At 75.4% G+C, this 26,079-nt stretch carries 24 protein-coding genes; 14 read left to right on the top strand and 10 right to left on the bottom strand.

The genetic code is table 11. The annotated features are described in order from the left end of the window. Positions 1–81 precede the first annotated feature (81 nt). From ACFVNO_RS21210 to ACFVNO_RS21195, 4 genes are read left to right on the top strand one after another with little or no spacing between them, the layout of a single operon-like run. Positions 82–1,212 (top strand): polyprenyl synthetase family protein, encoded by a 1,131-nt coding sequence (locus ACFVNO_RS21210; protein ID WP_355262256.1) that lies wholly within the window; start codon positions 82–84, stop codon positions 1,210–1,212. Continuing rightward, entirely contained in the window at positions 1,209–2,699 is a 1,491-nt protein-coding gene (gene crtI, locus ACFVNO_RS21205; RefSeq protein WP_355262253.1) for a phytoene desaturase family protein, read from the top strand. The genes ACFVNO_RS21210 and crtI overlap by 4 nt, the downstream gene beginning before the upstream one ends. Further along, on the top strand, positions 2,696–3,658 hold the full coding sequence (locus ACFVNO_RS21200) for a phytoene/squalene synthase family protein (protein ID WP_355262250.1): 963 nt from the start codon (positions 2,696–2,698) through the stop codon (positions 3,656–3,658). The genes crtI and ACFVNO_RS21200 overlap by 4 nt, the downstream gene beginning before the upstream one ends. Before the next feature lie 7 nt (positions 3,659–3,665). Then, positions 3,666–4,673, top strand: coding sequence for a DUF5914 domain-containing protein (locus tag ACFVNO_RS21195; protein WP_378895015.1), 1,008 nt, complete (start codon positions 3,666–3,668; stop codon positions 4,671–4,673). Here the strand turns inward: ACFVNO_RS21195 and ACFVNO_RS21190 are convergent. Together ACFVNO_RS21190 and ACFVNO_RS21185 are read right to left on the bottom strand one after the other, a co-directional pair. After that, on the bottom strand, positions 4,637–6,211 hold the full coding sequence (locus ACFVNO_RS21190; protein ID WP_378895012.1) for an FAD-dependent oxidoreductase: 1,575 nt from the start codon (positions 6,209–6,211) through the stop codon (positions 4,637–4,639). The two genes, ACFVNO_RS21195 and ACFVNO_RS21190, sit on opposite strands and share 37 nt — an antisense overlap. Then, the gene (locus ACFVNO_RS21185) at positions 6,208–6,951 is read right to left on the bottom strand and encodes a class I SAM-dependent methyltransferase (RefSeq protein ID WP_355262241.1); all 744 of its coding nucleotides are present in this window, start codon (positions 6,949–6,951) and stop codon (positions 6,208–6,210) included. The genes ACFVNO_RS21190 and ACFVNO_RS21185 overlap by 4 nt, the downstream gene beginning before the upstream one ends. A gap of 55 nt (positions 6,952–7,006) precedes the next feature. Here ACFVNO_RS21185 and ACFVNO_RS21180 point away from each other — a divergent pair, with 55 nt between their 5' ends. Next, positions 7,007–8,254 carry a lycopene cyclase family protein gene (locus tag ACFVNO_RS21180; RefSeq protein ID WP_355262238.1) on the top strand — a complete coding sequence of 416 codons (1,248 nt, stop codon included), beginning with the start codon at positions 7,007–7,009 and terminating at the stop codon, positions 8,252–8,254. Here the strand turns inward: ACFVNO_RS21180 and ACFVNO_RS21175 are convergent. Next, positions 8,184–9,110 (bottom strand): MerR family transcriptional regulator, encoded by a 927-nt coding sequence (locus ACFVNO_RS21175; RefSeq protein ID WP_355262235.1) that lies wholly within the window; start codon positions 9,108–9,110, stop codon positions 8,184–8,186. The two genes, ACFVNO_RS21180 and ACFVNO_RS21175, sit on opposite strands and share 71 nt — an antisense overlap. A 90-nt stretch (positions 9,111–9,200) precedes the next feature. On the opposite strand from ACFVNO_RS21175, the gene ACFVNO_RS21170 reads away from it, so the two are divergent. From ACFVNO_RS21170 to ACFVNO_RS21160, 3 genes are all read left to right on the top strand, one after another. Continuing rightward, positions 9,201–9,704, top strand: coding sequence for a DUF4383 domain-containing protein (locus tag ACFVNO_RS21170; RefSeq protein ID WP_378895008.1), 504 nt, complete (start codon positions 9,201–9,203; stop codon positions 9,702–9,704). Then, on the top strand, positions 9,701–11,179 hold the full coding sequence (locus tag ACFVNO_RS21165) for an SDR family oxidoreductase (RefSeq protein ID WP_378895006.1): 1,479 nt from the start codon (positions 9,701–9,703) through the stop codon (positions 11,177–11,179). The genes ACFVNO_RS21170 and ACFVNO_RS21165 overlap by 4 nt, the downstream gene beginning before the upstream one ends. A gap of 166 nt (positions 11,180–11,345) precedes the next feature. Further along, entirely contained in the window at positions 11,346–13,475 is a 2,130-nt protein-coding gene (locus tag ACFVNO_RS21160) for an MMPL family transporter (protein WP_378895004.1), read from the top strand. A 9-nt stretch (positions 13,476–13,484) separates the two neighbouring features. On the opposite strand, the gene ACFVNO_RS21155 is transcribed toward ACFVNO_RS21160, so the two are convergent. Continuing rightward, the gene (locus tag ACFVNO_RS21155) at positions 13,485–14,276 is read right to left on the bottom strand and encodes an aminotransferase class IV (RefSeq protein WP_355262224.1); all 792 of its coding nucleotides are present in this window, start codon (positions 14,274–14,276) and stop codon (positions 13,485–13,487) included. Positions 14,277–14,380: 104 nt separating this feature from the next. Continuing rightward, complete coding sequence (locus ACFVNO_RS21150) at positions 14,381–15,085, bottom strand: GntR family transcriptional regulator (protein WP_355262221.1); 705 nt, start codon at positions 15,083–15,085, stop codon at positions 14,381–14,383. A gap of 266 nt (positions 15,086–15,351) precedes the next feature. Here ACFVNO_RS21150 and ACFVNO_RS21145 point away from each other — a divergent pair, with 266 nt between their 5' ends. Genes ACFVNO_RS21145 through ACFVNO_RS21125 form a run of 5 tightly spaced genes read left to right on the top strand, consistent with a single transcriptional unit; the run spans position 15,352 to position 19,671 of the window. After that, positions 15,352–16,602 carry an NRAMP family divalent metal transporter gene (locus ACFVNO_RS21145; protein ID WP_378895001.1) on the top strand — a complete coding sequence of 417 codons (1,251 nt, stop codon included), beginning with the start codon at positions 15,352–15,354 and terminating at the stop codon, positions 16,600–16,602. A 12-nt stretch (positions 16,603–16,614) separates the two neighbouring features. After that, positions 16,615–17,376, top strand: coding sequence for a LamB/YcsF family protein (locus ACFVNO_RS21140; RefSeq protein ID WP_378894999.1), 762 nt, complete (start codon positions 16,615–16,617; stop codon positions 17,374–17,376). 37 nt (positions 17,377–17,413) lie between these two features. After that, a complete protein-coding gene (locus ACFVNO_RS21135) occupies positions 17,414–18,025 on the top strand; it encodes an allophanate hydrolase subunit 1 (protein ID WP_220559429.1) in 612 nt (203 codons plus the stop codon). Continuing rightward, positions 18,022–18,876, top strand: a complete 855-nt coding sequence (locus ACFVNO_RS21130) for a biotin-dependent carboxyltransferase family protein (protein WP_378894996.1) — start codon at positions 18,022–18,024, stop codon at positions 18,874–18,876. Before ACFVNO_RS21135 ends, ACFVNO_RS21130 begins: the two co-directional genes overlap by 4 nt. Positions 18,877–18,891: 15 nt before the next feature. After that, on the top strand, positions 18,892–19,671 hold the full coding sequence (locus ACFVNO_RS21125) for a putative hydro-lyase (RefSeq protein WP_378894993.1): 780 nt from the start codon (positions 18,892–18,894) through the stop codon (positions 19,669–19,671). A 9-nt stretch (positions 19,672–19,680) separates the two neighbouring features. Here ACFVNO_RS21125 and ACFVNO_RS21120 read toward each other — a convergent pair whose 3' ends face one another. The 3 genes from ACFVNO_RS21120 to ACFVNO_RS21110 all read right to left on the bottom strand — a co-directional run bounded on the left by ACFVNO_RS21120 (position 19,681) and on the right by ACFVNO_RS21110 (position 22,879). Further along, positions 19,681–21,174, bottom strand: a complete 1,494-nt coding sequence (locus tag ACFVNO_RS21120; RefSeq protein WP_378894990.1) for a VWA domain-containing protein — start codon at positions 21,172–21,174, stop codon at positions 19,681–19,683. A 110-nt stretch (positions 21,175–21,284) separates the two neighbouring features. Further along, a complete protein-coding gene (locus ACFVNO_RS21115; RefSeq protein WP_355262205.1) occupies positions 21,285–21,893 on the bottom strand; it encodes a hypothetical protein in 609 nt (202 codons plus the stop codon). A gap of 203 nt (positions 21,894–22,096) precedes the next feature. Beyond that, complete coding sequence (locus tag ACFVNO_RS21110; protein ID WP_378894987.1) at positions 22,097–22,879, bottom strand: alpha/beta fold hydrolase; 783 nt, start codon at positions 22,877–22,879, stop codon at positions 22,097–22,099. Between the two features lie 55 nt (positions 22,880–22,934). Between ACFVNO_RS21110 and ACFVNO_RS21105 the strand changes: the two genes are divergently transcribed. Next, a complete protein-coding gene (locus tag ACFVNO_RS21105) occupies positions 22,935–23,288 on the top strand; it encodes a MerR family transcriptional regulator (protein WP_220559435.1) in 354 nt (117 codons plus the stop codon). 157 nt (positions 23,289–23,445) lie between these two features. Here ACFVNO_RS21105 and dctA read toward each other — a convergent pair whose 3' ends face one another. Both dctA and ACFVNO_RS21095 read right to left on the bottom strand, forming a co-directional pair. Then, complete coding sequence (dctA, locus tag ACFVNO_RS21100; RefSeq protein WP_378894984.1) at positions 23,446–24,960, bottom strand: C4-dicarboxylate transporter DctA; 1,515 nt, start codon at positions 24,958–24,960, stop codon at positions 23,446–23,448. A gap of 278 nt (positions 24,961–25,238) precedes the next feature. Next, positions 25,239–26,066, bottom strand: a complete 828-nt coding sequence (locus ACFVNO_RS21095; RefSeq protein ID WP_378894981.1) for an NmrA family transcriptional regulator — start codon at positions 26,064–26,066, stop codon at positions 25,239–25,241. Positions 26,067–26,079: the final 13 nt, after the last annotated feature.

The raw sequence follows: 26,079 nt of genomic DNA, 5'->3' as shown, positions 1-26,079 counted from the left end.
TTCTTCCACGCGGGGGCCGGGGGAACGAAGGCAATAGCTCGGTTGCCGAGATTCATGTTTTCCGAGATAATTGTCCATGACATGACCCGTCCAGGGGAGGCAGACATCGAACCGGTTCTGAACGGTCCCGGCGCACTCCGAATCCACCACGTCCACGGCGACCCGCGGCCGGCACTCGACCAGGTGCTCCGCGACCACCTGCACCGCCGCCTGCTCGGGGCCGAACGGACCGACCCCGAGTTCGCCGCCGGGGCCGCCGCGCAGACCGCGGCCTTCACGCTGGAGGGCGGCAAGCGGCTGCGCTCCTCGCTGGCCTGGTGGGGCTGGCGCGCCGGCGGCGGCCCGGTGTCCGGCCCCGTCGCCCACCACGCCCTGGTCGCCTGCGCGTCCCTGGAACTGCTCCAGACCTGCGCCCTGGTCCACGACGACGTCATGGACGGTTCCGCGACCCGGCGCGGCGCGCCCTGCGTCCACCGGCGGCACGAGGACGAGCACCGCGAGAACGCCTGGTCGGGGGAGGCGAGGCGCTACGGCGAGTCCCTCGCCGTCCTGGTCGGCGACCTCGCCCTGGCCTGGGCCGACGACATGCTCGCCGAGGCCCTGCCCGGGGTGCCCCGCCCGGAGGCGGGCCGCGCGGTCTGGCGGGAGATCCGCACCGAGATGATCGCCGGACAGTTCCTGGACGTGCGCGGACAGGCGAGGGGGTCCCGTTCGGAGTCCCTCGCGCTGCGCATCGACCGGCTCAAGACCGCCTCCTACACCGTGGAGCGCCCGCTGCACCTGGGGGCCGCCATGGCCGGAGCGCCCCCGGCCGTGGCCGAGGCGCTGCGCTCCTACGGGCGGGACGTCGGCGTCGCCTTCCAGCTCGCCGACGACCTGGCCGGCGCCTACGGCGACAGCGGGTCCACGGGCAAACCCGTCGGCGACGACCTCCTGGAGGGCAAGACCACCCTGCTGCTGGCGCTCGGCACCCGCCTGGCGCGAGAGAGCGGCGACACGGCGGGCCTGGACGTGCTGGAGCGGGTCGGGGCGGGGGCCGACCCGGCGGAGGCCGCCGCCGTGCTGGAGAGCCTGGGCGCCCGGGAGCTGGTCGCCGAGCACTGCCGGGGCCTGGCCGCCCGCGGCGTCTCCCACCTGGACGGGATCGACCTGCCCGAACCGGTGCGCGACGTCCTCGCCGGCCTGGCCGCCCGACTGGGGGAGGCCGCGTGAGCCGCCGCACCGCACCCGGCCGGGGCCGGGTCGTCATCGTCGGCGCGGGGCTGTCCGGCCTGGCCTGCGCCCTGCACCTGCTGGGGGCCGGGCGGGAGGTCACGGTCCTGGAGCGCGACACCCATCCGGGGGGCCGGGCGGGCCGCCTGGACCTGGACGGCTTCCGGATGGACACCGGGCCCACCGTGCTGACCATGCCCGAACTCCTGGACGAGGCCCTGGGGGCGGTCGGCGAGACCACCGCCGACCGCCTCGACCTGGTCCCACTGCACCCCGCCTACCGCGCCGGCTTCGCCGACGGCTCCACCATCGACGTCCACACCGACGCCGACGCCATGGCGGCCGAGGTGGCACGGGCGGCCGGCGAGCGCGAGGCCGACGGCTACCTCCGGCTCCGCGACTGGCTCACCCGCCTCTACCGGGCCGAGATGGGCACCTTCATCGACGCGCAGTTCGACTCGCTGCTGGACCTCGCCCGGCCGGACCTGGTGCGGCTGGCCGCCCTGGGCGGGTTCGGGCGGCTCTCCCGGGCGGTGGGGCGGCACGTGCGCGACGAGCGCCTGCGGCGGATCTTCTCCTTCCAGGCCCTGTACGCGGGCGTGGCGCCGGGGCGGGCCCTGGCCGCCTACGCCGTCATCGCCTACATGGACACCGTGGCGGGCGTGTACTTCCCGCGCGGGGGCATGCGCGCCCTCGGCGACGCCCTGGCGGGCGCGGCGGCCAAGGCCGGGGGAGTGCTCCGCTACGGCGACGCCGTGGCCTCCCTGGAACGCTCCGGCGACCGGGTCACCGCCGCCGTCACGGAGTCGGGTGAGCGCTTCCCCTGCGACCAGGTGGTGGTCACCGCCGACCTGCCCGCGGCGTACCGGCTGCTGGGCGGCGCCCCCCGGCGCCGTATCCCGCTCCGCTACTCGCCGTCCGCCGTGGTCCTGCACCTGGGGGTGGACCGCACCTGGGAACGGCTGGGGCACCACACGATCTCCTTCGGCGGCGCCTGGGAGCGCACCTTCGACGAGATCATCCGCGAGGGGCGGGTGATGGGGGACCCGTCCCTGCTGGTCACCCGGCCCACGCACACCGATCCGTCCCTGGCCCCCGCCGGGCACGAGTCCCTGTACGTGCTGGCGCCCGCGCCCAACCTGGCGGCCGGCGGCATCGACTGGGACGCCGAGGGGCCGCGCTACCGCGACCACCTGGTGTCCACCCTGGAGGAGCGCGGCCTCACCGGCCTGGACGCGGCGGTCCGGACCGAGCACCTGGTCACCCCTGCGGACTGGGCCCGGCGGGGGCTGGCGCACGGCACGCCCTTCTCGCTGTCGCACACCTTCGCCCAGACGGGGCCGTTCCGGCCCCGCAACACCGTCCCCGGCCTGGCCAACGTCGCCCTGGCCGGGTGCGGGACCACGCCCGGGGTCGGCCTGCCGACCGTGCTGATCTCGGGGAAGCTCGCCGCCGCCCGCGTGGTGGAGCGAACGGGGGGACGATGAGGACCGCCACCGCAGAACTCGACGCCGCCGGGATCGCCCCGGAGGACCTGCGCCGCGCCTACCTGCGCTGCCGTGAGCTGCACGCCCGCCACGGGCGCACCTACTTCACCGCCACCCGGGTCCTGCCGCCGGACCGGCGGCCCGGGGTGCACGCCCTGTACGGGTTCGCCCGCTGGGTGGACGACATGGTGGACGAGCCCGGGCCCGGTGCCACGCCCGCCGGGCAGGCGGCCCGGCTGGACGCGGTCGACGCCGACCTGGGCCGGGCGCTGGGCGGCGGCGAGCCCGGCGACCCCGTGCTGCGTGCCCTGGCGCACACCGTGCGGAGGTACCGCCTCCCGGCCGCGCACTTCACCGCGTTCATGCGCTCCATGCGCATGGACCTCACCGTGACGGACTACCGCGACCTCGACCACCTGCGCGAGTACATGTACGGGTCGGCGGCGGTCATCGGCCTCCAGGTTCTGCCCGTGCTGGGCACCGTGGTGCCGCGGGAGGAGGCCGAGCGGCCCGCGGCCGCACTGGGCGAGGCCTTCCAGCTCACCAACTTCCTCCGCGACACCGCGGAGGACTTCGACCGGGGGCGCGTGTACCTGCCGGCCGACGTGCTGGCCGACCACGGGGTGGACCGCGACCTGCTGGCGCACTGCGCCCGCACCCGTCGGCCCGACCCGCGCGCCCGCCGGGCGGTCGCCGCCCTGGTCGAGGTCAACCAGGGGTTCTACCGGGAGGCCGAGCCCGGCATCGCCATGCTCGATCCGGTGGCCCGTCCGTGTGTCGCCACGGCGTTCCGGCTCTACCGCGCCATCCTGGACGAGATCGCCGCCGCCGGCCACGACGTGTGGAGCACCCGCCACCGGGTCTCCGAGGCCCGCAAGATCGCTGCGGCGGTGCCCGCCCTGGCCCGGTCGATGCTCGCCCGGACGGTCCCCCGTCCCCGTCCGGTACCCGAAAGGTAGGCCCGACGTGACCCTGCCCGATCCGACCCCCCGCCGCGTCCCGCTGCGGCGCATGCCCGCCACCGCCTGGACCGCGCAGGACCCGACCTGGCGCGAGGGGTCGCCCGGCGTCATCGCCGCCGCCCTCAAACGGGCGCTGGCACGGCCCTCGGGCAACTGGTACGTGCTGGCCGCCTCCCGCGAGGTCCGCGCCGACCGGCCCTTCGGGCGGGTCGTCGGAGGCGTCGAGCTCGTCGCCTGGCGCACCCCCGACGGCACCGCGCACGTCGCCCCGGGGGCCTGCCCGCACCTGGGCGCCCCCCTGTGCCGCGGGGCCGTCGACGACGGGCGCCTCGTGTGCCGCTGGCACGGGCTGTCCCTGGGCGCGGACGGCTTCCCCGGCTGGAGTCCGTACCCGGCCCACGACGACGGGGTGCTGGTGTGGGTGCGCCTGGACCGCGTGGGCGGCGAGGCGCCGCTGGACGCGCCGGTCGTCCCCGAGCGCCCCCCGCTGGAGAAGGCGGTCAGCGCGGTGGAGAGCCTGGCGGGCCGGTGCGAGCCGGAGGACGTGGTGGCCAACCGGCTCGACCCCTGGCACGGGTCGTGGTTCCACCCCTACAGCTTCGTCGGCCTGCGCGTCACCGAGGTGCCCGAGGGGCCCGACCCCGACCCGGACCGGATGGTCGTCGAGGTGGGGTTCAAGGTGGCGGGCCGCTGGGGGGTGCCGGTGCGGGCGGAGTTCCACTGCCCGGAGCCGCGCACCGTGGTCATGCGCATCATCGAGGGCGAGGGCCTGGGCAGCGTGGTCGAGACGCACGCGACGCCGCTGGGCACGGACGCCCGCGGCGTGCCGCGGACCGCGGTCGTCGAGGCGACCGTGGCCGCCTCGGACCGGCCGGGCTTCCTGCTGGCCCGCCGCCTGTCCGCCGTGGTCCGCCCGGCCGTGCGGGCCGCCGCCCGCCGCCTGTGGCGCGACGACCTCGCCTACGCCGAGCGCCGCTACCTCCTCCGCTCCACCGGCCGCTTCCCCGGCTGACCGGGCGAGGCCCCCCGGGAGAGGCGGGCGAGGGCGCGGGCGGGGGCCAGGCGGCCGCGGCGGGGCACGGTCCACAGGGTGTGGCCGGGCAGGCCCCAGCGGGACAGCAGCGCATTGGCGGCGAGCAGGCCGCCGGCGGCCGCGCGCTCCATGAGCGCGACCGGCAGGCCGGTGCGGACGTGGTCGCCCGCCATCACCAGGAACGGGTCCGGGGTGGCCGTCCCCGGCCGGTCGCGGTACGAGCCCGGCGTGAACAGCGGACAGTCCGCGCGCAGCTCGTGCCGGGCGTCCACCACGCCGGCGGAGGCCAGCTCCGGGTACACCGCGACCGCCTGCTCCCACAGGCGTTCGCGCTCGCGGTCGGGGTCGCAGCCCTCGGGCAGGGCGTAGGCGTGCAGCTCCACCACCGAGCCGCCGGTGCGGTCGGCCCACTCCCGTTCCCCGTCCCGGTACCGCTCCAGGACGCTGATGTTGTCCAGCGTCGGGTACCCGGCCGTGCCCAGGAAGGCGGGCCGGTGCGGCCGCACCGGCCGGTCCAGCCAGTACCGCGACACCAGGAACGGCGGTGCCGACTCCAGCCGGGCGATCCGGGACCGCCAGGCGGCGTCCCCCAGGCCGGGCGACGCGGCGACCAGGGAGCGCGTCCCCGGCACGTCCGCGGCCAGCACCACGGCGTCGAACTCCCCGTGCCCGGGCAGCGCGAAGCGCCGCTGCGAGCCCGGCCCGACGCGCTCGACCGGCACGCCCGTGCGCACCTTGGCGTCCAGCCCGGCCAGGTACCGGACCAGCGGCTCCCACAGCGACTCCGGGAACGGCCCGCGCGGCACGTCGAACACCAGGCCCTCGGCCGAGCCCAGGAAGTACAGGTGGAACATCACCGCCAGCTCCGCCGCGGAGAGGCGGTCGGTCGAGGCGAAGAAGCTGCGCGTGAACACCTCGAACGCCAGGTGCCGCGCCGTCGGCGGGAACCGGATCGCCTCCAGCAGGTCCCGCGCGCTCATGTGGTCGAGCCGCTCGTACACCCCCGGAACGTCCACGTCGAGCAGCTGCAGCGCGGCCGGGACGTTGACCCGGGCCAGGTCGAGCGGCGGGAAGCTCGGGCTGGTGGCGGCCAGCACCAGCGCGTTCCACGGCGGGGTCGCGGGCAGGCCGGAGAAGCGGTCGCGCGGCCCGTCGCGGTGGACCAGCGGGTAGTCGGCCAGGGGGACGAGCGCGTCCAGCGCCGGGTCGGCCCGGCGCAGCAGCCCGCGCAGGTTGTAGTACTGGCGGAAGAAGGCGTGGAAACCGCGGTCCATCGCCGCCCGGGAGCCGTCCGCCAGGGTGGTCTCCCAGCCGCGCAGCCGCCCGCCCGGGGACTCCTCGCGCTCGAACACCGTTACCCGCACGCCGCGCTCGGCCAGCCCGCAGGCCGCCGCCAGCCCGGCGATCCCGCCGCCGACCACCGCGGCCTCGGGCGCCTCCGCGGTGCGCGGGCCGGCCGGCGGCGCGGGCGGGACCTCCTCGGCGAGCCGGTCGCGGACGTCCACCGGGCGGCTCACCGGCCCCCCTCCCGCCGCATGCCCGCGAACGTGTGCGTGATGCCGTACTCCCAGCCCGGCATCGGGGCGGAGGCCACCGACACCAGCCCCGCGCGGCGCATCCGCTCCAGCAGCGCCCGGCGGCCGTCGAAATCCAGGACGCTGCGCCACAGGTACCGGAACAGGGTCCCGTCACCCGAGAGCACCCGTCCGGCGGGGATGATCACGCCCCGGCACACGGCCGTCCACACGGCCCGCGCCACCGCCGAGTCGGCCACGGAGTACTCGTGCAGCACCAGCCGGCCGCCCGGGCGCAGCAGGTCCCGCATCACCTCCAGCGCCCGGTCGGGGTCGGGGCAGTTGCGGATCAGGTACGCCCCGAACACCGCGTCCGCCGGCCCGCCCAGGCGGTCGGCCGCCCACTGCGGTGTCAGCTCCTCGACCCGCGCGTGGTGGAACGACACCGTGTCGGGCCAGTCCTTGGCCCGGGCGGCCGCCAGCATCCCCTCCGAGGCGTCCACGCCGACGATCCGGGCCGTGGGCACGGTGTCGAGCAGGGCCGCCGTGGAGGCCCCGGTCCCGCAGCCCAGGTCCAGGATCCGCGGCTCGGGGGAGAGGGCCCCGGGGTCCAGCCTCCGGGCGGAGAGCCGCAGGTGGGCGTGGTAGCCGGGGCTGCCCGCCACGAGTCTGTCGTAGGCGGCCGAGGCGAGGTCGAACCCCTCCGTGACCGCTCCGTCCTGTTTAGCTCGGGTGGTGTCCACACGTCCTCCGGGTGCGCGCTGGCCTGTGTGCGGCATCCCCGGCAGAGTGGGGGCCATGAACGATCATGACGTGGTGATCGTGGGCGGGGGAGCCGCAGGCCTCACCCTGGCCCACCGCCTGTCGGGCGTCAATCACCCCGACGGGGCCCCCGTGCGTGTCGCCCTGGCGGAGCCCCCGCGCGGGCCGCACACCCCGCCCCCGCGCACCTGGTGCTTCTGGGAGCCCGACGGCGGCGAGTGGGACGGCCTGCTGGCCGCCCGGTGGCGGAACCTGACCGTCGTGGGGCCGGACGGCGACGCCCGCACCGCGCCCGCCGACCCCTTCGTGTACAAGATGCTGCGCTCCGCCGACCTGGAGGCCCGGGTGCGGTCCGGCTTCGGGGACCGGGTGGCGGAGGTGCCCCTGCTGGTGGACGCGGTCCGGGACGGGGCCGACCGCGCCGTGGTGGAGGGGGTGATGCCCGACGGCTCCCCGGCCAGGCTGACCGCCCGGTGGGTGTTCGACTCCCGGCCGCCCCGCCCCCTGCCGACGGGCCGCACCCTGCTGCTCCAGCACTTCCGGGGCTGGTTCGTGCGCACCCCCGCCGACGCCTTCGACCCGGAGGCGGCGGTGCTGATGGACTTCACCCCGCCCCAGCCGGAGAACGCGGTGGCCTTCGCCTACGTGCTCCCGCTGTCGGCGCGCGAAGCGCTGGTGGAGTACACCGAGTTCGGGCCCGCGCCGCTCACCGCCGCCGAGTACGACCGCCGCCTGGCAGACCACTGCGCCCGCATGGGCCTGGCGGGGTTCGAGGTCACCGCCGCCGAGCAGGGCGTCATCCCGATGACCGACGCGCCCTTCCGCACCCGGGCCGGGCGGCGGGTCTTCCGGATCGGCGGGGCGGGCGGGGCCACCCGGCCCTCCACCGGCTACACCTTCAGCGGGGTGCTGCGCCAGACCGCCGCCGTGGCCGCGGCCCTGGAACGCGGGGCCGTGCCGGTCCCCCCGGTCCCGCACCGGCGCCGCCACCTGGCCATGGACGCGGTCCTGCTGCGCGCGCTGGCCACCGGTCGCGTGCGCGGCGCGGACTTCTTCACCCGCCTGCTCGCCCCGGACCGGCTCGGCGACGTGCTGGCCTTCCTCGACGGCGGTACCCGGCTGTCCCGCGAACTGGCGCTGGGCCTGCGCACCCCGGTCGTCCCGATGTCCCTGACCGTGCTGGACCAGCTGGGCCACGCGGTGCGCACCGCGCTCAGCCCGGGTCGAGCGCCAGCACCGCCTCCGGCAGGGAGTTCAGATGGCCGCCCCCGGACCGCGCGGTGAGGGAGCGCCAGCCGCCCCCGGCCGTGTACACCCGGACCGCCTGGGGCGACTCGGACGCGGCCAGCACCGTCGCGCGCAGCGCCGCCAGGTCGGACCGCCCGCCCACATGGGACCAGAGCACCACGGCCCGGGGCGCGGTCCGCCGCACGGTCCGCGCCGCGGCGTCCGCCGGCGTGCAGGCGCCCAGGACCCGGTGCGTCAGGCCGCGTTCGCGCAGGGCGGCGGCCAGCGCCTCGACCGGGAGGCTGTGCGTCTCCTCGGGCCCGCAGGCCAGGACCACCGGCCTCTGCCCCGTCCGCGGCGGGCCGCCGGGCGGGGGGACCCGGCGCAGCGCCGAGGACACGCACCACGACAGCAGGTGCTCCACCTCCACGTAGCGGCGGGTGTCCTCCCACTTGCGGCCCATCCCGTACAGCAGCGGCATGACCAGCCCCTCCCAGGCGGCCACCACGCCCTCGGCGCGCAGCGCGCGCTCGACCAGCGCCTCCACGAGCTCGGAGTCCATGCGCACCGCCGCCCGGGCCACCCCCTGGAGGCGGGACGCCCCGCCCGCCGCGAGCGCGTCCCCACGCGCCCCGGAGTCCCGTCCGTCGCGCGGCGCGGGCACGGACCCGGGCCGGGCGGTGACACCGCCCCCGGCCAGCACGCGTTCGGCCGCGACCGCCGGGGCCAGCCCCTCGCCCACCAGCCGGCACAGTTCCCGCAGCCGGTCCACGTCCTCGGGTGTGTAGCGGCGGTGCCCGCCGGGGCTCCGTTCGCGCGGCCCGATCCCGTACCGGTGGTCCCAGCTGCGCAGGGTGGACGGAGCGACCCCCAGCATCCGGGCGGTCGCACCGGGGGTCAGGGTCTCCGCCATGGCATCCCAACCGTTGCGAAAGCGGCGCGACTTGTCGCACCCGTCCTCGCCACCGACTCTAGCTGCAAAGACGTGGAACGGAGGGGACCCATGGACCTGGACACCTCGCACAACGCCGACCGGCGCCTGGCCGCCGTCCACCGGTTCGGAACGGCGTTCATCGGACTCGTTCTGGTGGGATTCGGCGTGACGAGCCTGTTCGTGCGCCTGCCGCTGTTCGACACCCGGGGGGAGGTCGTGGCCGGCCTGTCCACCAACGGGGCGCTGGGCTTCGTCTCGGTGGCGGTCGGATCGCTGCTCGTGGGCGCGGCCGTGGTGGGCGGCACCTACTCGTCGACGGTCTCCACCCTGGTCGGCGCCGGTTTCGTCGCCAGCGGCCTGGTCAACCTGTACCTCATGAGCACCGACTACAACGTCCTCGCGTTCTCCATGCCGAACGTGATCTTCAGCTTCGTGGTCGGCATCCTGATGCTGACCGTGGGCATGTACGGGCGCTTCACCGGCGGCCTGCCCGAGGACAACCCGTACCGGCGCCACCGGGAGCGGCGGCGGAGCCTGCGCCGTGGCACGGCCCCCGCGGGGGCGGCCCGGTGAGCGGGCGCCGGGCACTGGTCACCGGGGCCACCGGGTACATCGGGGGGCGGCTGGTCCCGCAGCTCCTGGACGCCGGGTTCGAGGTGCGCTGCCTGGCCCGCGACCCCGGCAAGCTGCGCGACCACCCCTGGCGGGACCGGGTGGAGGCGGCCCGCGGCGACGTGGTCTCCGGGGAGGGGCTGACCGAAGCGCTGGAGGGGGCCGACGTCGCCTACTACCTGGTCCACTCCATGTCGGGGAGCCGCGACTTCTCCGGCGACGACGCCCGGGGCGCGCGGAACTTCGCCGAGGCGGCGGCCGGGGCCGGCGTCGGGCGCGTCGTCTACCTGGGCGGCCTGGCGCCGGAGGGGGAGGACCTCTCCGCGCACATGGCCTCCCGGGCCGAGGTCGGCCGCATCCTGCTGGACGGCCCGGTGCCGGCCGCGGTGCTGCGGGCCGCCGTGATCATCGGGTCGGGGTCGGCGTCCTTCGAGATGCTGCGGTACCTCACCGAGCGGCTCCCCGTGATGACCACGCCCCGCTGGGTGCGCAGCCGGGTGCAGCCCATCGCGGTGCGCGACGTGCTGCGTCTGCTGGTGGAGGCCGCCGACCTGCCGCCGGAGCAGGACCGCACCTTCGACGTGGGCGGACCCGACGTCCTCACCTACGCGGAGATGATCCAGCGGTTCGCTCGGGCGGCGGGGCTGCGCCCCCGCCTGATTCTGCCGGTCCCGGTGCTCTCGCCGGGGCTGTCGAGCCTGTGGGTCGGGCTGGTCACGCCGGTGCCGCCCGCCATCGCCCGGCCGCTGGTGGAGTCGCTGCGCCATGACGCGGTGTGCGGCGAGGACGACCTGTCCGGCCTGCTCGGCGACCACGTCCGCATCGGGTTCGACCGCGCGGTGGAGCTGGCGATCCGCCGCACCTCCCAGTCCCGCGTGGACACCCGGTGGACGTCGGCCTCCTGGGCGGGGGCCCCGTCCGACCCGCTGCCCACCGACCCCGACTGGGCGGGGGGCAGCCTGTACACCGACGAGCGGGTGCGGGAGGTGGACGCCCCGCCGGAGGCGGTGTGGCGCGTGGTCGAGGGGATCGGCGGCGAACGGGGCTGGTACTCCTGGCCGCTGGCCTGGGCGGCGCGCGGCTGGATCGACCTCGCCGTGGGCGGGGTGGGCCCGCGCCGGGGCCGCCGCGACCCGGGGCGCCTGCGGGTGGGCGACTCGCTGGACTTCTGGCGGGTGGAGGAGATCGTGCCGGGGGAGCTGCTGCGGCTGCGCGCGGAGATGCGCCTGCCCGGTCCGGCGTGGCTGGAGTTCACCGTCGAGCCCGGCCGGGGGCGCACGGTGCTGCGCCAGCGCGCGCTGTTCCGGCCGCGCGGCCTGTTGGGCCACCTGTACTGGGCCGCGGTGACGCCCTTCCACGGGGTGGTGTTCGGCTCGATGTCGCGGAACATGGCGTGTACGGCCCGCAGCGAGGCGCGCGAGCCCGCGGCCGTGTGACCGCCGGGCCCGCCGCCCGCCCCGCACCGTGCCCGGTGCGGGGCGGGCGTGTGTGGAGGGTGCGGGAACGGCCTGTCCGGCGAGGGTGTAGAGTCGCGTCCAAGAAAGGCTCGAAAAGCGAGATACTTGTTTTCCGTGACTTTTGTCGCGGTGGAGGGGAACACCGGTGAACGAGGAGAGGCGACCGCTACGCCGGTCGCGGTGGTGGGTCGGAGCGGCGCTGCTCGTCGTCCTGCTGTGGACCCTGGGCGGCGGGCCGCTGGGCGCCTTCCTGGGCAGGCTCGGCGAGGTGCAGACCAACGACCGGTCCGCCTTCCTGCCGGTGGGGGCGGAGTCCACCGAGGTCGCCCGGATCGCCGAGGACTTCGACCGCGAGGACGCGGTGCCCGCCATCGCCCTGTGGTCCGGGGACGGTGACGTCACCGCAGCGGAGTTGGCGGACATCGCCGCAGTCGGGGAGGAGTTGGCCGAACGGCCGTGGGTCTCCGGCGAGGTGGTCGGCCCCTTCCCCGGAACCGAGGACCCCTCCGTCGCCCAGCTGATCGTGCCGATCGACTCCGGCGAGAAGACCTCCGACGCAGTCGAGGAGCTGCGCGCCGTCCTGGCCGACCACCCCGTCGGCGACCTCACCCCCCAGGTCACCGGTCCGGCGGGCTACGCCGCCGACCTCGCCGCGGCCTTCGGCGGGATCGACTCCACCCTGCTGCTCGTCGCGGTCGCGGCCGTGCTGGTCATCCTCGTCGCCGTCTACCGCTCCCCGCTGCTCCCGGTCCTGGTGATCCTGGCGTCCCTGCTCGCCCTGGGCCTGTCGGGGGCCCTCGTGTACCTGGCCGCCGACGCCGGCCTGGTCAGCCTCAACGGGCAGAGCCAGGGCATCCTGTTCATCCTCGTCGTGGGCGCCTGCACCGACTACGCCCTGCTGCTCGTCGCCCGCTACCGCGAGGAGCTGGCCCTGCACGAACGGGTCCCGACCGCCGTCATGGCCGCCCTGCGCGGCGTCACCGGACCGGTGCTCGCCTCCGCGGGCACCGTCGTCCTGGGCCTGCTCTGCCTGCTCGCCGCCGACCTGGCCTCCACCCGCAGCCTCGGCCCGGTCGTCGCCATCGGCGTCGGCGCGGCCGTCCTCTCGGCGATGACCTTCCTGCCCGCCGCGCTGGCGCTGGCCGGCCGGGCCGCGTTCTGGCCGACCGCGCCGCACCGGCCCACCGCCGAGACCGGCGGCGACACCGACCGCGTCATGGCCGCCCACCCGTTCTGGGGCCGGGTCGCCCGGGCCGTGGCCCGCCGGCCGCGCACGCTGTGGGCGGCCACCACGGTGCTGCTGGCCGCGGCCGCGGTGTTCGCTCCCGCGTTCAGCGCCGAGGGCACCGGCCAGGCAGAGGTGTTCCGCACCGAGGTGGAGGCGGTCACCGCCCAGGAGGTGCTGGACCGGGGCTTCGGCACCGACGCCGCGGCGGCCCCCGCGCTGGTCGTCACGGACGCCGACCATGTGGCCGACGTCGTCGCGGCAGCCGAGGGCTCGCCGTCCGTGGAGTCCGCCGCGCCGGTCACCGAGCCCGGTCCCCCCGGGGCCGGGGCGCCGCCCCTGGAGGAGGACGGGCGCGCCCTGGTCGAGGTGGTCCTCACCGTGGGACCGGAGTCGCCCGAGGCGGTGGACGCCGTGCGCGACCTGCGCGAACACCTGGCCGCGGACGCCCCGGGGGCCGACGCCCTGGTCGGCGGCGTCACCGCCACCGACCTGGACACCCTGGAGACCGCCCAGCGCGACTTCCTCGTGGTGGTGCCGCTGGTCCTGGCCGTGGTCCTGCTCGTGCTGGTCGTCCTGCTGCGCGCGCTGGTCGCCCCGCTGCTGCTCATGGCCGCCAACGTCCTGTCGTTCGCCGCCGCCCTGGGCGTGGGGACCCTGGTCTTCGACCACGTGCTGAAACTGCCGGGAGCCGACCCGGTGGTGCCGCTGTTCGCGTTCGTCTTCCTGGTGGCGCTGGGCATCGACTACAGCATCTTCCTGATGTCGCGGGCCCGGGAGGAGACCCTGGCCCACGGCCACCGCGACGGCGTGCTGCGGGCGCTCACCGTCACCGGCGGGGTCATCACCTCCGCCGGCGTGGTGCTGGCCGCCACCTTCGCGGCGCTGGCCGTCATCCCGCTGCTGTTCCTGCTCCAGCTGGCCTTCCTGGTGGCGTTCGGGGTGCTGGTGGACGCGCTGCTGGTGCGCACCGTGCTGGTGCCCGCCCTGGCACTGGACGTGGGGCCGCGCACCTGGTGGCCGGGGCGGGCCCGCCGCGCCGGGGCCTGAGCCGGCGGGTCACAGGGGGTCGCCCGGCAGGTCCCGGTAGGTGGCGGCCAGCTTGTTGGTGAGCGCGGCCAGCGGCAGCCGCTCCCCGTCGACGGAGGCCACCGGGCGCACCCCCGTGACCGCGTTGGTCACGAACGCCCCGGACATCCGGGCCGCGTCCGCCGCCGACAGCGGCCGGGTGGAGACGGGCACGCCCATGTCCTCGGCGAGCCCGCTCACCAGCCGCGCGGTCACCCCCGGCAGCGCCGGGCCCTGCGGCCACACCAGGCCCTCGCCGTCCAGGAAGCAGATGTTCCAGGTGGGCCCCTCCGACAGCAGCCCGTCCGCCCCGTGGAACAGGGCGTCGTCGTGCCCGTCCAGCTGGGCCGCCCGCCGCTGGCGGATCGGGCCGAACAGGCCGGTGCCCTTCACCTCCGGGGTGTCCCGGGTGTACAGCCGGGTGCCCAGCCGCAGCGGGGGCGGCAGCCGGTCGGGGACGGGGGCGGGGCGGGTGGTGACGAGGATCTGGGGAAAGGTGCGCCCGGCGGGTCTGCCCAGGTCCAGCGCGGGGTCGAAGACGGTCACCCGGATGACGGCGGGGGAGGGGTGCGCGCGGGCGCTGCGCCGCGCGAGCTCGCGCACCCGGGGGATGTCCGGTTCGGTGCCGAACAGCGCCCGGCAGTCCCCGCGCAGCCGGTCCATGTGCAGTTCCAGGCCGCGTACGCGCAGGTCGGCGACGAGCATGGTGGTGAAGTGGCCGTAGCCGTGGAGAGCGAGGGAGCCGAGCTCCCCGGTGGTGGCAGGGCGTCCGTTCAGTTCCATTGCGCGCCCATCATGGCATTTCGGGACCTGTGTCACGTGGCTTTTCCTCCGCCTCGCCCGAAGCGGTGGCGAACCCCCAGGTCAGCGCGATGCCGATCGCCCCGTCAGTCGTCTCCGCCGGCCTCGCGGGCGAGGAACGCGGTGGTCAGCTGCTCCTCCGAGGTGTCCAGGTAGGCCTCCAGTTCGGCGGCGGCGGCCGTGTGGTCGCCGCCGGCGAGCAGGGTGTGGATGCGCCGGTTCCAGTCCAGGTAGGGCGCGTGGAACTCGCGGGGGGCGTCCATCACGTGGAAGACCAGCCGGGTCTCGGCCAGGACCCGGCTCATGAACTCGTCGACCCGTGTACTGCCCGCCAGCCCGGCCAGCGCCTGGTGGAAGTGCATGTTGGCGGTCCCCACCCCCCACCAGTCGCCCGCGTCGCGGGCCGCCTCACCCTCGTCGACGGCCCGTCCCACCGCCGCCACTGCCTCGGGGTCGGGGTCGGCGGCGCGCTGCACGGCGGTCAGCTCCAGGGAGCGCCGCGCTCTGAACAGGTCGCGGACGTCCTCCGTGGTGGGCAGCGTGACGAACACGCCGCGGTGCATCTGGTGCACCACCAGCCGTTCGCGGACCAGCAGCCGGAACGCCTCGCGCAGGGTGTTGCGGGAGACGCCGAGCTCCTCGCACAGCCGCTCCTCGGACAGGCGCCGGCCGGGCGGGTGGTCGCCGTCGATGACGGCCTCGCGCAGCAGCTCGGCGACCCGCTCGGCCTGGCTGGGCAGCGGCAGCAGCCGTCGGGTCGGCCTGCCGACGCGGTCGTCCGTGGCCGTCACAGGAGCTCCTCGCTGGGAAGGGAACGGTGCCCTCCCATTGTCGCCGATGCCGCGGGGTTCCGGTCGGTGCGTTCTCATGTGAACGCTTCATTGGATGATCCTATGAATAATCGGTCGACGAGAGCAGAACGTTACATCCCTGACCAGCGGTCTTTGCGGCAAGGCTCTTTACTGGCCTTGTTGGATTGAAGTATTGTTCAACAATCCAACGGCGTGGAGTGGTCCGCGTCACGTCGTATCTCCAGACCGCATCCCCAGGAGAGACCATGGGCGACACGCCCCCCGCACCCGCCAAGGTGCGTCCCCGCCCCGGACGGATCGCGCTGAGCAGCACCCTGCTCGGCGCGATGTTCCTGATGGCCACCAGCGCCATCGGCCCCGGCTTCATCACCCAGACCACTCAGTTCACGGCGCAGCTCGGCGCCACGTTCGCCTTCGCGATCCTCGTCTCGATCCTCGTGGACATCGCCGTCCAGCTGAACATCTGGCGGGTCGTCGGCGTCGCGAACACGCGCGCCCAGGACCTGGCCAACAAGGTCGTCCCCGGCGCCGGCTACCTGCTGGCCGCCCTCATCGTCTTCGGCGGCCTGGTCTTCAACGTCGGCAACCTCGCCGGCACCGGGCTGGGCCTGAACGCCCTGGCCGGGGTCGACCCCCGGATCGGAGCGGTCATCTCCGCGGTCCTGGCCGTCGTCATCCTGGGCGCCAAGAGGCTGGGCGCTGCCCTGGACCGCGTCCTGGTCGTCCTCGGCGTCGCGATGATCGGCCTCACCCTGTACGTCGCGGTCATCTCCCGGCCCCCGGTCGGCGAGGCCCTGCGCCAGGCCGTCCTGCCCGAGCAGCTGGGCACGGACGTCTTCCTGGCCACGGTCACCATCATCGGCGGCACCGTCGGCGGCTACATCACCTACGCCGGGGTCCACCGCCTCATCGAGGCCGGCCAGGGCGGCCCTGAGAACATCGCCGCCATCTCCCGCACCTCCGTGCTGGGCATCATCGTCACCGGCGTGATGCGGGTGCTGCTCTTCCTCGCCATCCTCGGCGTGGTCTCCGGCGGGGTCGAGATCCTCAACTCCGACAACCCGTCGGCCGAGGCCTTCCTCCAGGCCGCCGGAGAGGCGGGCATGCGCCTGTTCGGCGTGATCATGTGGGCGGCCGCGGTCAGCTCCGTGCTCGGCGCCTCCTACACCTCGATCTCCTTCGTCTCCACCTTCCACCCGGTGCTGGAGAAGCGGCGCGGCCTCCTCGTCACCGCCTTCATCGGGGTCTCGCTGGCCGTCCTGCTGGTCTCCGGCCAGGCCCCGACCACGCTCCTGGTCCTGGCCGGCGCGCTCAACGGCGTCATCCTGCCGGTCGGCCTGGGCATCATGCTCTGGGTCGCCGCGCGCCGCTCCCGGGACCTGCTCGGCGGCTACAGGTACCCCGTGTGGCTCATCGTCATCGGCGCCCTGGCCTGGGCGCTCACCGCCTACATGGCGGTCAACTCCCTCGGCGGCATCGCCGCCCTCTGGCAGTAGAGAGGAGCACCCGTGTCCCGCATCGACCTCAACTCCGACCTCGGCGAGGGCTTCGGCCGCTGGGAGCTCGGCGACGACCGGGCCCTGCTGTCCATCGTCACCAGCGCCAACGTCGCCTGCGGCTTCCACGCCGGCGACCCCTCGGTGCTGCGCCGCACCACCGCGGACGCCGCCGCCGAGAACGTGGCGGTCGGCGCCCACGTCGGCTACCGCGACCTGGCCGGGTTCGGCCGCCGCTTCATCGACGTCCCGCCCGCCGACCTGACCGCCGACGTCCTGTACCAGATGGGCGCGCTGTCGGCCTTCACCCGCCTGGCCGGCGACCGCATCCGCTACGTCAAGCCGCACGGGGCCCTGTACAACACGATCGTCCACCACGAGCAGCAGGCCGCCGCCGTGGTCGAGGCCGTCCGCGCCTTCGACCCCGGCCTGCCCGTGCTCGGCCTGCCCGGATCGCGGTTCCTGGAGCTGGCGGAGAAGGCCGGACTGCCCACCTACCGGGAGGCGTTCGCCGACCGCGCCTACACCCCCGAGGGCACCCTGGTCTCCCGCCGCGAACCCGGCGCCGTCCTGCACGACCCCGAGGAGATCGCCGAGCGCTGCCTGCGCATCGCCCGGCGGGAACCGGTCACCGCGGTCGACGGGAGTGAGATCCTCATCGAGGCCGACTCCCTGTGCGTCCACGGCGACAGCCCCGGGGCGGTCGCCATCGCCCGTGCCGTCGCCGACCGGCTGCGCGCCGAAGGCGTCACCACGGCGCCGTTCGCCCGCTGACCGACCGGGGACCCGACCCCGGCCCGAAGGAGAATCCGTGCGCGTACTGACCTGCGCCGACAGCGGTGTGCTGGTGGAGGTCGCCGACCTGTCCGAGGTGATCGCCCTGGGGGCGGCCCTGGAGGCCGCCCCCGTCCCGGGCGTCGCCGACGTCGTCCCGGCGGCGCGGACCGTGCTGCTGCGGCTCGCCCCCGGGGCCGACCCCGGGGCGGTGGCAGCGGCGGTGCGCCGGGTCCCGCTCGCCCCGGCCGGGGAGCGCGCCGAGGGGGAGACCGTGGTCCTGCCGGTGGTCTACGACGGCGAGGACCTCGCCGACGTCGCCCGGCTGACCGGCCTCACCCCGCGCGGAGTGGTCGAGGCGCACACCGCTGCCACCTGGACCGTGGCGTTCTGCGGCTTCGCCCCCGGGTTCGGCTACCTGGTCTGCGACGACGAGCGCCTGCGCGTCCCGCGCCGCGCCGAGTCCCGCACCCGGGTCCCCGCCGGGTCGGTCGCCCTGGCCGGGGAGTTCACCGGCGTGTACCCGCGCAGCTCCCCGGGCGGCTGGCAGCTGCTCGGCCGCACCGGGGAGAAGATCTGGGACCTGCACCGCGACCCGCCCGGCCTGCTGCGCCCGGGCGTGCGCGTCCGCTTCGAGGAGGTGCGGTGAGCGCTCTGGAGATCGTGGCGACCGGGCCGCTGACCACGGTCCAGGACACCGGGCGGTCCGGCCACGCCGCCCTGGGCGTGGGCCGTTCCGGCGCCGCCGACGCCGCCTCCTACGCCCTGGCCAACCGCATGCTCGCCAACCCGGCCGGGGCCGCCGCCCTGGAGGCCACCCTGGGCGGGCTGCGGGTGCGCGCCCGAGGCCCCGTGACGGTCGCCGTCACCGGGGCCGGGGTGCCGCTGCGGGTGGACGGCCGCGGTGCCGCCATGAACACCGTCCTGCGTCTGGCCGACGGCGCCGAACTCGTGATGGGCGCCCCGGCGCGGGGCCTGCGCACCTACCTGGCCGTCCGCGGCGGCGTGGACGTGCCGCCGGTCCTGGGCTCGCGCAGCACCGACGTGCTGGCCGGGCTCGGCCCCGACCTGCCCGCCCCCGGCGACCTGCTGCCGGTCGGCCCGCCGCCCGCCGGGTTCCCCAACGTCGACCTGGCCCCGGTCCCGCCGGTCGGCGGACCGGAGACGACCCTGCGCGTGGTCCCGGGCCCGCGCGACGACTGGTTCACCGGCGACGCCCTCAAGACCCTGCTCACCTGCTCCTACGAGGTCACCTCGCGCAGCGACCGGGTGGGCGCCCGCCTGTCCGGGCCGGCCCTGGAGCGGTCCCGCGACGGCGAACTGCCCAGCGAGGGCATGGTGCCGGGGTCGCTCCAGGTGCCGCCCACCGGCGAGCCCGTGCTGTTCCTGGCCGACCACCCGGTGACCGGCGGGTATCCGGTGATCGCGGTGGTCCGCGCCGCCGACCTGCCCCTGGCGGCACAGGCCCGGCCCGGGACCGCGATCCGTTTCACGCTCTAGAAGGAGAGACCGCCGATGGACCCGGCCCAGCTGTCCCCGAAGCAGGCCCGCGAGCTGTTCCGCTCCGGGCTGCGCACGCCCACCTCCGGGTTCAGCCCCGGGTACGCGCAGGCCAACCTCATCGCCCTGCCGCGCGAGGCGGCCTTCGACTTCCTGCTGTTCGCCCAGCGCAACCCCAAACCGTGCCCGGTCCTGGACGTGACCGAGCCGGGGCAGGTGTCGGCGTCGGTGTTCGACGGCGACCTGCGCACCGACCTGCCCGCCTACCGCGTGTACCGGCACGGCGAGCTGGTGGAGGAGCGCGCCGACGTCACCGACCTGTGGCGGGACGACCTGGTGGCCTTCCTCATCGGGTGCAGCTTCACGTTCGAGACGCCGCTGCTGGAGGCCGGGATCCCGGTGCGCCACATCGAGGCCGGGACCAACGTCGCGATGTACCGGACGAACCGGGAGTGCCGTCCGGCCGGGCGGTTCCGGGGCCCACTGGTGGTCTCCCTGCGGCCGATCCCCGCGGACCGGGTGGCCGACGCCGTGCGCATCACCTCCCGCTACCCGGCCGTGCACGGTGCGCCGGTGCACGTGGGCGACCCGGCGGCGCTGGGCATCGCCGACCTGTCCCGGCCCGACTACGGCGACCCGGTGGAGGTCCGGGAGGGGGAGGTCCCGGTGTTCTGGGCCTGCGGGGTGACCCCGCAGGCGGCGGTGGCGGCCTCGGCCCCGGAGTTCGCGATCGGGCACGCTCCGGGGCACATGGCCGTCACCGACGTGAGGGACTCCTACTACCAGGTGCCGTGACGCGGCCGGTCAGGAACGCTCCGCCCCGTCCCGGCCGTCGTCCTCGCCGGGGGAGTCCGGGGAGGAGAGCCGGCGGTCGGGGTCCTGGCCGCCGAGCCGCCGGATCCACCCGCCGAGCCGTCCCGGCCCGGACGGCTCCTGCGGCGGAGCCGGGGACGGCGCCTGCGGGGGAGGCGTCTGCGGGGTCCCGGGCCCCTGGGCCTGGGCCTGCCGGTAGCGGCCGCGCTTGCGGGTGTACCCGGACTGGCTGGCGTAGGCGGTCTTGGCGGCCCGCGAGAGGTCGTCCTCCCGGGCCATCCGCGCCATGTCCCGCAGCTCCACGGCCTGCGCGGCCGCGGGGGCGGGGGCCGCGCCGTACGCCCCGCCCGGGGCGGCCGGACCGCCGAGGAAGTCGGGCGCGTCCAGGTCGTCCAGGTCCCGCCCGGCCTGGTCCAGGAGCCGGGCGGCCTCGGCCCGGTCGCCCCGCCGCAGCGCCTCGCTCGCCCGCTTCTTGGCGGTCTGCGCCTTCTGCAGCGCCTCCTCGGTGCGCACCTCCGGGCGCGGGACCCGGTCCGCGGCCTCGTCGCCCGGCACCACGTTCACGCTGACCGGCAGTGTCGCGTTGTAGGTCGTCAGGGTCTCCGGGTCCACGTAGGTGGCCTCCAGCGTGGTCAGGGTGACCGTCCCCAGCGACGACATCCCCGGCACCTCCAGCCGCAGCAGCAGCCGGCGCTCCTCACCGGAGTGGAAGTCGCCCAGCTCCACCATGACCGACCCGTCCGGCAGGCGGTGCGAGGGCATCTCGCCGACCACGTCCACCGCGCGCACGTGCTCGCCCGCGGGGATCCGCAGCGACACCGCCTGCGCGCTCTTGGCCAGCAGGTACTCCGCCTCCTGGGCGATCAGCCCGCCCGCGGTGTCGGGGTCCTCGGCGAACAGGGCGCTGCCGGTGCCGCCCTCGGCCACCGCGCCCAGCAGGGCCTCGTCGTAGCCCAGCCCGTAGCCGAGCGTGGCCACCGTGACCCCGTGCCCGTAGGCGTCGGCGGCCACCTGGCGCAGCAGGTCGTGGTCGGTGACGCCGTTGTTGGCGTGCCCGTCGGAGACGAGCAGCAGGGTCGCCCCCCGCTCCCCGCCCGCCCGGCGGGCCTCCTGGATGCCGCGCAGCAGGCCGCTGGACAGGTCGGTGCCCCCGCCCGCGCGCAGCGCCCCGACCGCTCTCCGGACGGAGGGCTTGTCGGCCAGGGGGCCGCAGGGCACGACCACACGGGCCTGGGTGTCGAACACGACCAGCCCGAAGTCGTCGGAGGGGTCGAGCCGGTCGATCAGCCCCAGGAGCGCCTGCACCGCCCCGTCGAGGCGGCCGCCGTGCATGGAGCCGCTGGTGTCCAGGACGATCTGGAGGGTGGCCCGGGGGCGCTGGGCGTTCTGTTCGCGTTCGGGCGCGACGATGTCGAGCAGGACGGCCACGGCGTCCTCGGTGTCCAGGGGGACGGCGTCGAAGTCGAGCAGGGCGGACAGGTGCATGTGCGGCTCCCGGGGTCGGCTCCCTCCAGGCTAGGCAGCGGCACCGACATCCGCCCCGCTCCCCGTGGCCGGATCGGGCCACCCCGGGACCCGGTCCCGGGGGCCGGGGCTCACCTTGCCCTCAGCCCCATGCGGCGCAGCTCCAGGGCTGCCAGCCGGTCCAGGGCCGCGGTGTCCCCGGAGCGCCAGGCCCCGGCCGGGTCGGGGTGGACCGCGGCCAGCCGGGCCGGGGCCACGGAGGTCAGGGCGCGCAGCGCCAGCAGGCGGGAGCGGGCCTCCGGGGACAGCTTCCCGGTCCGGCGCACCGAGGTGGCCCGGGCGATCCACCGGGCCCGGGCGGGCAGCCAGGTGGTGGCGACCAGCAGGACCGGCACCGCCGCCACCAGCAGGGGCAGCGTGGTGGCCAGCGAGGCGACCGTCTCGCGGAAGGAGTCGCCGGCGGAGGTCAGGGAGGCGCCGGTCTCGCTCATGTTCGTGAAGGGGACGGCCAGGGTCTCCCCGGCCAGCGGCACCTTGGCGGCCTGCTCGGCGGCGCTGTCCATGTGCTCGCTGAACCCCCGGCCGGTGGCGGCCATGAGCTCGCCGGGCCGGTCCAGCGCGCCGATCATGTCGCGCAGTTCGAGCGCGGCCCGGACCCACAGGTAGACCCACGCGACGGCCAGGGCGTCGGAGGCGAGCTGGAACAGGGCGCGGACCGGGCGGTCGGCGTAGAGCTTCACGGGGTCTCCCAGGGGGTCGGGGGAGCCGGACCTCGTGTCCGGACGCTCATCCGTTACCCGCTCCGACGCACCCGCATGCCGCCGGTTCCCGTGCCGGAGGGGGAATCCGGGGCCGCCGTGACCGAAGGGGCCCGATGCGCCCCGCTTCTCCCGCCGCCGACCGCTCCCGCCGCCGCCCCGAGGGCCGGCCCGCAGCCGGGCGGTCACCCGCGCACGGGCGCCCGCCGGTCCAGGAACCCGCGGACGGCCCCGCCCCACTCCCGCGGGGCCTCCGCGGCGATCAGGTGGCCGGAGTCGATCTCCACCGACTCCGCGCCGGGGATGCCCGCGGCCAGCGCGCGGGACAGCTCCGGGGAGACCAGCCGGTCCAGCGCGGTGGTCACGACCAGCGTCGGCACCGCGATGCCGGGGAGGTCGGCGCGCGTGTCCGCCCGGGCCACCAGGTCCACGTGCTCGGGAGTGCCCGCGGGCACGGAACCGGCCGCGGCGCGCACGGCCTCCTCCAGCTCCCCGAGGGAGAGCGCCTCCAGCGCGGGCGCGCCGAAGGCCACGGAGAGGTTGAAGCGGGCCAGTGTGTCCCGGTCCCCGTCCAGCAGGGACCGCCACACGTCGACGTTCAGCCGCGTCCGGTTGTCGATCCGGGCGAACCCGGCCGTCAGGACCAGTCCGGTCACCCGCCCGGGGTGGCGGGCGGCGGCGCGGACCGCGATCGCGGTGCCCAGGGAGTAGCCCAGGATGGTGAACTCCTCGACCCCCTCCTCCACGGCGGCGGCCACCAGCGAGTCGGCCACCGCGTCCAGGTCCAGGGGGCCGGCTGAGCGCGGGGTTCCCCCCGTCCCCGGCAGGTCCGGGGCGACCACGGTGTGCGTGCGGGTCAGGTCCGCCATCAGGGGGCCGAAGTTCGGTTCGATCCCGCCCCCGCCGCCGTGCGCGAGCAGCAGACCCGGACCGGAACCCTTGACGGTGCGTGCGTAGTGTTCGATCATGCGGCGACGGTAGGCCGTGACACCGGTGTGAACGTCAAGTGAGGAGGGTCACCTCGTGCTGATCGGGGAGCTGTCGGAGCGGACCGGAGTGAGCCGTCGGCTGCTGCGCTACTACGAGGAGCAGGGGCTGCTGGACTCCGCGCGCGCGGCCAACGGGTACCGGACCTACGATCCGGACGCGGTGCGCACGGTGCGCGCCGTCCGCGCCCTGCTCGCCATGGGGCTGAGCACGGAGACCATCGCCTCGGTGCTGCCGTGCGTGCGCGACCCCGAGGCCGACCCCGTCGAGCTGGAGCTGTGCCCCGACCTGGTGGCCACCATCCGGGCGGAGGTCGCCGCCCTGGACGCCCGCATCGAGGAGCTGTCCGGGCGGCGCGGCGCCCTCAGCGCCCAGCTGGCCGGCTGCTGAGGGCCGACCGGCGAACGTGCGCCGCCCCGCACCGGGCCTCGTGAGGCCGGTACGGGGCGGGCGGGGAGCCGGTGCGGCACCGGGGTTCCGGGAGGAGTGCGCGCACCGGGCGCGGTCCGTGGGCCGGGAGTGAGCCGGACCGCGCGGGGTCGGTCGGTCAGCCGCGGGTCCCCACCGGGGCGCGGTCCCCGTCCGCGCCCCCGTCGGAGGGCCGGGTGCCGGAGTCGGCGGCCTCCGCGGTCTCGGCGGCCTCGGCGGTGTCCTCGGCCCTTCCAGCCTCGGACTCCTCGCCGGACCGGTCCTCCTTCTTGTCGGAGGATCCGTCGTCGAAGCTCATGAGGGCGTCCATGTCGATGGAGTTCGGGTTGTCGAGCACGTGCTTCAACCGGTCGCGGTCCAGGCCGCCGGTCCAGCGGGCGATGACCAGGGTGCCCACCGCGTTGCCGGTGAGGTTGGTCAGGGCGCGGGCCTCGGACATGAACCGGTCGATGCCGACGATGAGCGCGATCCCGGCCAGCGGGATGACGTCGCCGAACGCGGCCAGCGAGGCGGCCAGGGTCACCAGTCCGGCGCCGCTGACGCCCGCCGCGCCCTTGCTGGACAGCAGCATGAAGAGCAGCAGGCCGATCTGGGTCCACACGGACACGTCCGAGCCGGTGGCCTGGGCGATGAAGATCGCGCCCATGGTCATGTAGATCGCAGTGCCGTCCAGGTTGAACGAGTACCCGGTCGGGATGGTCAGGCCCACCACGGACTTCTTGACGCCCGCGGCCTCCAGCTTGGTCATCATGCGCGGCAGCACGGACTCGCTGGAGGAGGTGCCCAGGACGATCAGGAGCTCGTCGCGGATCAGGCGCAGCAGCTTGAACAGGCCGAACCCGGCCAGGCGGCTGATGATGCCCAGGACCACGATGACGAACAGCACGCAGGTGACGTAGAAGCTGAGCATGAAGTAGGCGAGGCTGGTCAGCACCTGGCCGCCGTACTCGCCGATGGTGAAGGCCATGCCGCCGAAGGCGCCGATGGGGGCGGCGTACATGACGATCTTGATGACGCCGAACATGATGTGCGACATCGTGTCCAGGGCGCGCACGGCGGCCTCGCCGCGCTTGCCGAGCATGGTCAGCGCGCAGGCGACCAGGATGGCCAGGACCAGCACCTGGATGAGCTGGCCGTCGACGAACGCCGAGAAGAACGAATCGGGGATGGTGTGGAGGACGAAGCCGGAGAAGCCCTCGCCGCTCTCCTCCGCCTTGGCGATGGTGTCGGCCGCGTCGGCCTCGTCGAACGACACGTTCAGGCCCACGCCGGGCCGCATGATGTTCACGGTGACCAGGCCGATGGCCAGGGCGAGAATGGTCGTCGCCGTGAAGTAGACCAGGGTCCGCAGGGCCAGTCCGCCCGCCTTGGCGAGGTTGCCCAGGCCGGCGATGCCGACGACGACGGTACAGAAGATGGTCGGGGCGATGACGACCTTGACGAGCTTGATGAACAGGTCGGCGAGCCACCGCATGTCGGCGGCCCAGGTCGGGAAGAGCAGGCCGACGGCGATGCCGAGCGCGATACCGACGAGCACCCAGAAGTACAGCTGGCGGTAGATGGGCTTCTTGCGCGGGGCGGACGCCCGGTCGGCGTCCTTCCCCGCGGTGGCGGCGCGTCCGAAGCTCGGCATGGCCCCCTCCTCCGAAAGTTCTTGTGCGGCTGGTCACAGGAACTTTCACCGAGAGGCGGGCGGCAGTCGAACTTCAAACGGAAACTTAAGATTTACCTGACATTTGTTCACACACCGTGCCCGCTTACGCCGCTCTTATCCACGCATCGTGACCAAGGGTCGAGATCCGTCACGGACCGTGAGTCCGGCTGCGGGCGCCGCGCCGCCACGGGCCGCTGACCAGGGCCGGAACGGCGGTGGTCGCCCGCCGCCCCGGCCCCCTGCTCCGCCGTGCCGGGCTACCGCCAGGCGTCCGCCGCCTTGCGGGCGTAGTCGGCGAACGGTGTGGCGGGGCGGCCCAGGGCGCGCTCCACCCCGTCGGCGGGTTCGGCGTTGCGGCCGTCCAGGATCTCCTCCAGCAGCCCCACCAGTCCGTGCGCCAGCTCCTCGGGGGCGCCCGCCGCCGCCATCGCCGCGACGAACTCCTTCGGCGGCACCTCCAGGAAGCGGACGTCCCTCCCGGAGACCTCGCCCACCACGCGCACCGCCTCGGCGAACGTGACCGCCTCCGGGCCGGTCAGCTCGTAGGTCGCACCCCCGTGCCCGTCCCCGGTCAGGGAGCGTGCGGCGACCAGCGCGACGTCGTCCAGGTCCACGAACGGCTCGGGGACGTCGGGCACCGGCAGCGGGAGGGCGCCCTCCAGCAGCGGGGGCAGGAAGAAGCTCTCCGAGAAGTCCTGGGCGAACACCGAGCAGCGCAGCACGGTCGTGCCGGGGAACGCCGCGCGGACCATGTCCTCGGCTTCCCGCGCCCCCTTCTCGCCCCGCCCGGACAGCAGCGCCATCCGGCGGACCCCGGCCCGTGCGGCGCGTTCGGCGAAGGCCGCCACCGTTCCGGCGGCGCCGGGGAACGCCAGGTCGGGGTGGTAGCAGAGGTAGACGCCGGTGACCCCGTCCAGAGCGGCGTCCCAGGTGGAGGTGTCGTGCCAGTCGAAGCGCGGCTCCCCGGACCGGGAGGCGACCCGGGTCCGGACCCCGGCCTCGGAGAGGAGGGCGTGGACGCGGCGCCCGGTCATTCCGGTGCCGCCGGTGAGGAGGATGTGCTCGGTGCTCGTGTTCTCGTTCATGGTCCGAGTCCAC

The sequence above is a fragment of the Nocardiopsis sp. NPDC057823 genome (assembly GCF_042797335.1).
GTDB classification, from domain to species: Bacteria; Actinomycetota; Actinomycetes; order Streptosporangiales; family Streptosporangiaceae; genus Nocardiopsis; species Nocardiopsis changdeensis.
Note: the sequence above shows the minus strand (reverse complement) of the source record. Positions and strands in the feature narration are given on the sequence as shown.

Coding starts and splice junctions, on each gene's coding strand:
- ACFVNO_RS21210 (WP_355262256.1), top strand. CDS start 82: ATGACCCGTCCAGGGGAGGCAGACATCGAACCGGTTCTGAACGGTCCC.
- ACFVNO_RS21200 (WP_355262250.1), top strand. CDS start 2,696: ATGAGGACCGCCACCGCAGAACTCGACGCCGCCGGGATCGCCCCGGAG.
- ACFVNO_RS21180 (WP_355262238.1), top strand. CDS start 7,007: ATGAACGATCATGACGTGGTGATCGTGGGCGGGGGAGCCGCAGGCCTC.
- ACFVNO_RS21175 (WP_355262235.1), bottom strand. CDS start 9,110: ATGGCGGAGACCCTGACCCCCGGTGCGACCGCCCGGATGCTGGGGGTC.
- ACFVNO_RS21170 (WP_378895008.1), top strand. CDS start 9,201: ATGGACCTGGACACCTCGCACAACGCCGACCGGCGCCTGGCCGCCGTC.
- ACFVNO_RS21155 (WP_355262224.1), bottom strand. CDS start 14,276: ATGGAACTGAACGGACGCCCTGCCACCACCGGGGAGCTCGGCTCCCTC.
- ACFVNO_RS21145 (WP_378895001.1), top strand. CDS start 15,352: ATGGGCGACACGCCCCCCGCACCCGCCAAGGTGCGTCCCCGCCCCGGA.
- ACFVNO_RS21125 (WP_378894993.1), top strand. CDS start 18,892: ATGGACCCGGCCCAGCTGTCCCCGAAGCAGGCCCGCGAGCTGTTCCGC.
- ACFVNO_RS21120 (WP_378894990.1), bottom strand. CDS start 21,174: ATGCACCTGTCCGCCCTGCTCGACTTCGACGCCGTCCCCCTGGACACC.
- ACFVNO_RS21110 (WP_378894987.1), bottom strand. CDS start 22,879: ATGATCGAACACTACGCACGCACCGTCAAGGGTTCCGGTCCGGGTCTG.
- dctA (WP_378894984.1), bottom strand. CDS start 24,960: ATGCCGAGCTTCGGACGCGCCGCCACCGCGGGGAAGGACGCCGACCGG.
- ACFVNO_RS21095 (WP_378894981.1), bottom strand. CDS start 26,066: ATGAACGAGAACACGAGCACCGAGCACATCCTCCTCACCGGCGGCACC.